The organism is uncultured Campylobacter sp. (genome assembly GCF_938017615.1).
GTDB lineage: Bacteria > Campylobacterota > Campylobacteria > Campylobacterales > Campylobacteraceae > Campylobacter_B.
The window spans coordinates 1-4,287 of the sequence record NZ_CALIJA010000128.1; the positions used below are offsets into that span (position 1 = coordinate 1).

Annotated in this window: 5 protein-coding genes and 1 tRNA gene; 1 reads left to right on the forward strand and 5 read right to left on the reverse strand. The window is 44.8% G+C overall.

Annotated elements, in window-relative coordinates; translation table 11 throughout:
• Positions 1–297: 297 nt before the first annotated feature.
• From Q0620_RS06570 to Q0620_RS06590, 5 genes are all read right to left on the reverse strand, one after another.
• The gene (locus tag Q0620_RS06570; RefSeq protein WP_298783903.1) at positions 298–1,017 is read right to left on the reverse strand and encodes an arginyltransferase; all 720 of its coding nucleotides are present in this window, start codon (positions 1,015–1,017) and stop codon (positions 298–300) included.
• Positions 1,010–1,291: a hypothetical protein gene (locus Q0620_RS06575; protein ID WP_298783905.1), complete on the reverse strand. Its 282-nt coding sequence runs from the start codon at positions 1,289–1,291 to the stop codon at positions 1,010–1,012. The genes Q0620_RS06570 and Q0620_RS06575 overlap by 8 nt, the downstream gene beginning before the upstream one ends.
• Positions 1,292–1,299: 8 nt before the next feature.
• Complete coding sequence (locus Q0620_RS06580) at positions 1,300–2,733, reverse strand: acetyl-CoA carboxylase subunit A (RefSeq protein WP_298783907.1); 1,434 nt, start codon at positions 2,731–2,733, stop codon at positions 1,300–1,302.
• Positions 2,734–2,848: 115 nt separating this feature from the next.
• Positions 2,849–2,935 (reverse strand) — tRNA-Leu (locus tag Q0620_RS06585).
• A gap of 69 nt (positions 2,936–3,004) precedes the next feature.
• The gene (locus tag Q0620_RS06590) at positions 3,005–3,301 is read right to left on the reverse strand and encodes an HU family DNA-binding protein (RefSeq protein WP_177389243.1); all 297 of its coding nucleotides are present in this window, start codon (positions 3,299–3,301) and stop codon (positions 3,005–3,007) included.
• Positions 3,302–3,627: 326 nt separating this feature from the next.
• Here Q0620_RS06590 and Q0620_RS06595 point away from each other — a divergent pair.
• The coding region (locus Q0620_RS06595; RefSeq protein ID WP_298783909.1) for a response regulator transcription factor at positions 3,628–4,287 on the forward strand (660 nt) is incomplete at its 3' end.

Genomic DNA, 4,287 nt, shown 5'->3' on the forward strand with positions numbered 1-4,287 from the left:
CAATCATAATACAAAAAATATATTTCAACTAAACTCCTTTAATGAAAAAATTAGTTGGAATTATATATACGCGCATATAAAAGATACCTTAAAAATTTAATAGAATTTAAATAGTTTTTCGATTTAATACACAAATTTTTAAAATAGAATACTGCATAACAAAAAATATACATAAAACTTGATTTAAGCTTCGTAGAATTTGATGAAAAATTAATTCTTCTCAAGCAAAAAATTAGGCAACTATAACAAATGCTCAAAAGCACAAAATAACGAGTACTGGCGCGGAATTTCCGCTGCCTATTTCCAAGCCGCCTTTTCGTTTAGGTCAGAGTAGTTAGATAAAATTTCATACGGCTCGTAGCTAAATTTATACGCCAGGCTCGGGCACTGCTTCACCGCGTAGCCCAGATAGATCCAGCGCAGCCCCAGTTCTTGGGCGAACTCGATCTGTTTTAAAAGCGAAAATTTACCGAGGCTAAGATGCGGCAGATACGGATCGTAGTAGCAATACACCGAGCTAATGCCGTCATCCACGATATCGATGAGATCGACGCAGATAAGCCGCCCGTCCTCGCCGTAGTAAGAGATTTCTTTGCCGAAGTCGCCGTGACCCTGGACGTAAATTTCATCATATCGCTCAAAATCGATCTCTTGCACAGGCCAGCCCTTTTTTAGATGCATGTAGTCGTGATAGAGCGCGAAAAGCTCCAAACGAGCATCGTTTAAAAGCGGGCGAGATTGCCTTACATAGGCGGTCGTGCGATTATTTTTATAGACGCGGCGGTGCGATCTGCTAAATTTAAAATTTGAAGCATCGACGCGCAGGCTTTTACACTCCGCGCAGGCTGCGCAAACGGGCTTTTGAAAATACCTGCCAAAGCGGCGGTAGCCGTGCTGCACTAAATTTGAATTATACTCGAAGTCGCAGTCTTTTATGTAGATATACTCGCTGCGTGCGGCTCTGCCGCATAGATAGGGGCAGGCAAAATCCAGCGTACAAAATGGAATTTCAGTCATTCAGCTTTTTGATATTCACCGCGTCCACGTATTTTAAAAACTCGTCTTTGAGGCGCTTTTCGCGTGCGGCGATGCTCTCTTTGGCTGCGTCAAATTCCTCCGCGTCGCCGTCTAGACTACTCTCGCTTTGCAAGCTCAAATCGTCATCTTTAAAAATATCTTTAAACTCGTCGCGATTTGGATTGGGTTTTTTGGGCTTTTTGGACGCGGAGCTTGCCGCCTTGTCCTTAAGCATATCCTTTTTTATATCTTTTAGGCTATCTAAAAAATCCATGCTCTTTCCTAAATCCGCGCCGATTTGCGCATCGCAGCGATGATCGCAGCGATCGCTTCGTTTTTATTCGGCTGCATATCGTCGATGGTGTTTTCTAAAATTTTGTCTAAATTTTTCTCTACGTAGCTCGTGTCGAAAAAGCCGAGTCGGAATTCACGCGATTTGCTTATGCTAAGCAAAAACGGAATAATCGTGCGCACCCCCTCGATACGAAACTCCTTTAGCGCGCGCTCTAGCTTATTAACGGCCAGGTCGTAGTCGGTAGTTTTGATGATTAGCTTGGCTAGAAGCGAGTCGTAAAACGGCGGAATTTTATAGCCCTTATAGATGTGGCTATCGACGCGCACGGAAGGACCAAGTGCTGGATAATAATCGCTAACGGTGCCGGGAACGGGGGTGAAATTTTTCCAGACGTTTTCGGAGGTAATACGCGCCTCGATCGCGTAGCCGTGCGGCTTAATGTCGCTTTGCTCAAGCTCTAAAATTTCGCCGTTTGCGATGCGGATCTGGCGCACGACGAGATCGACGCCCGTGACCTCCTCAGTAATGCCGTGCTCGACCTGGATACGGGTATTCATCTCCATAAAATAGAAGTTATTGTAGTCATCGAGCAAAAATTCCACCGTGCCGACGTTGGTATAATTCACCGCCTTTGCTGCAGCTACCGCGGTCGTACCCATCGTCTTTCGCAGATGCTCGCTTATCGAGGGGCACGGCGCAATCTCGATAATCTTTTGGTGGCGGCGCTGGATAGAACAATCGCGCTCGCAAAGGTGAATGATGTTACCGTAATTATCGCCGATGATCTGAAACTCGATGTGGCGCGGCTTGACGACGAGTTTTTCCATAAAAATTTCATCGTTGTTAAAAAAGGTCTTCGCCTCTCTCGTGCACGAGTCATAGGCGCTCTCCATATCTTTTTCGTCCCATACCTCGCGGATACCGCGTCCGCCGCCGCCGCCGCTAGCTTTTAAAATCACGGGATAGCCGATCTCGCGCGCATATTTTTTGATCGTATCCATGCTCTCGTGATTTAGCTTTTCGGTGCCGGGCACGATCGGAATGCCGTTTTTGCGCATCAAATAGCGAGCGATGTTTTTGTTGCCCATTTTGCGGATAACGTCAGGCTTTGGACCGATAAAGATAATGCCCGCGTCCTCGACCTCTCTTGCAAAGTCAAAATTCTCGCTCAAAAAGCCGTATCCAGGATGTATCGCATCAGCGCCACACTCTTTAGCGACTTCGACGATCTTTTTGGCGTCCAGATAGCCTTTTAGCGCGTCGGCGCTGACCTCGTAGGCCTCATCGGCGATTTTTACGTGCAAGCAATCGATGTCGGGTTTGGTGTAGATCGCGACGCTTTTAATATGCAAATCTCTGCAGGCTCTAATGATCCTAACCGCGATCTCGCCGCGATTAGCGATAAGAATTTTACGTATCATAAATAATTGCCTCTTTTAAAGAAATACCGCGGTAATAATAGTATAAAAAATTTTATAGCAAGTTGAAATTCATGAAAGGCGGTTGAAATTCCGGATAAAATTTAAAGAAGATTTATGGTGCCCGAGGTCGGAATCGAACCGACACGAGGTCGCCCTCGCCAGATTTTGAGTCTGGTGCGTCTACCAATTTCACCACTCGGGCATTTAAAAAGTTATGATTGTATAAATTTAAAAGAGAAAAGCCCCGAAGACGGGGCTTGGAGCAAGAAAATTATTTTTTCTTCTTGCCTTTTGCAGCTGCAACAGCCTCTTTTAGCTGTTTGCCGACTTTAAATTTTACTACTTTAGTAGCAGGAGATTTGTAAGTTCTGTTTGTGCCAGGAACTTTACCCTCGCGAGCTGCGCGCTCTGCGATGCCGAAAGATCCGAAGCCGATGAAGCTTATGTCATCACCTTTTACCAAAAGCTCTTTGATAGCCTCAAGTGCAGAATCTACTACCTTAACGGTATCTTTTTTAGAAAGACCTGCCTTCTCGGCAACTACTTGGATAAAATCAGCTTTTTTCATGCTAATCCTTTAAAATAAAGTGGTTTGGGCGGTATTCTACAATAGTTTCGCAAAAAATACAATAGTTTTTTAAGAAAAAAACGCAAAAATCGGCAAAATTTAGCCGAATTTAGCCCAAATTCGTCAATTTTTCAGATTTTGCTTCTTTAAATTTCAAAATTCCGCCATATTTTTGGGGCTGATTTTTGAAATTTCGCCCGGTTTCGAAAAATTTCAAAATTTCTTCCCCTCCCGCTTCATTTTTATAAAATTTCGCCCAAATTTGCCGCTTTAAAATATATAAACTATATTTTGTTATAATCCGCGCAAAATTTCAAAGGCTTTTTATGACTAAAATTTTAATGATAGAGGACGATTTAGAACTCGCCGAAATTTTAAGCGAATATCTGCAACAATACGATATTGATATCACCGTCGCGGACGATCCGTTTTTGGGGCTTTCCAAGCTAAATTTAGAAAATTTCAACCTCGTGATTTTAGACCTCACGCTTCCTGGGATGGACGGGCTTGAGGTCTGCAAAGAGATCCGCAAAAACACCGATATACCGATCATAATCTCAAGCGCCCGCCACGATCTGACCGATAAGATCAACGCTTTTGACTTCGGCGCGGACGATTATCTGCCAAAGCCCTATAATCCGCAAGAGCTTTTAGCGCGCATCAAACGCCACATCGAGCGCTACGACATAAACTCGCTTCAGCGCGCCGCCAAGCCCAAAAAAGACCTCGAAGTGGACGATTTCCGCCACGTCATCAGCTTCAAAGGACAGCCTCTGTCGCTCACCATCGCCGAATACGACGTGCTTTCGTATCTCATCAAAAAGGAAGGCGGCGCGATCACCCGCGAGGAGCTCATCTATAACTGCAGCTCTATAAGCGAGGAATCCTCAAGCAAAAGCATCGACGTCATCATCGGTCGCATCCGCCTAAAGCTTGGCGAAACATCCAAGGCGCCAAGTTACATCCACGCTATCCGCGGCGTAGGC

Coding starts and splice junctions, on each gene's coding strand:
- Q0620_RS06590 (WP_177389243.1), bottom strand. CDS start 3,301: ATGAAAAAAGCTGATTTTATCCAAGTAGTTGCCGAGAAGGCAGGTCTT.
- Q0620_RS06570 (WP_298783903.1), bottom strand. CDS start 1,017: ATGACTGAAATTCCATTTTGTACGCTGGATTTTGCCTGCCCCTATCTA.
- Q0620_RS06575 (WP_298783905.1), bottom strand. CDS start 1,291: ATGGATTTTTTAGATAGCCTAAAAGATATAAAAAAGGATATGCTTAAG.
- Q0620_RS06580 (WP_298783907.1), bottom strand. CDS start 2,733: ATGATACGTAAAATTCTTATCGCTAATCGCGGCGAGATCGCGGTTAGG.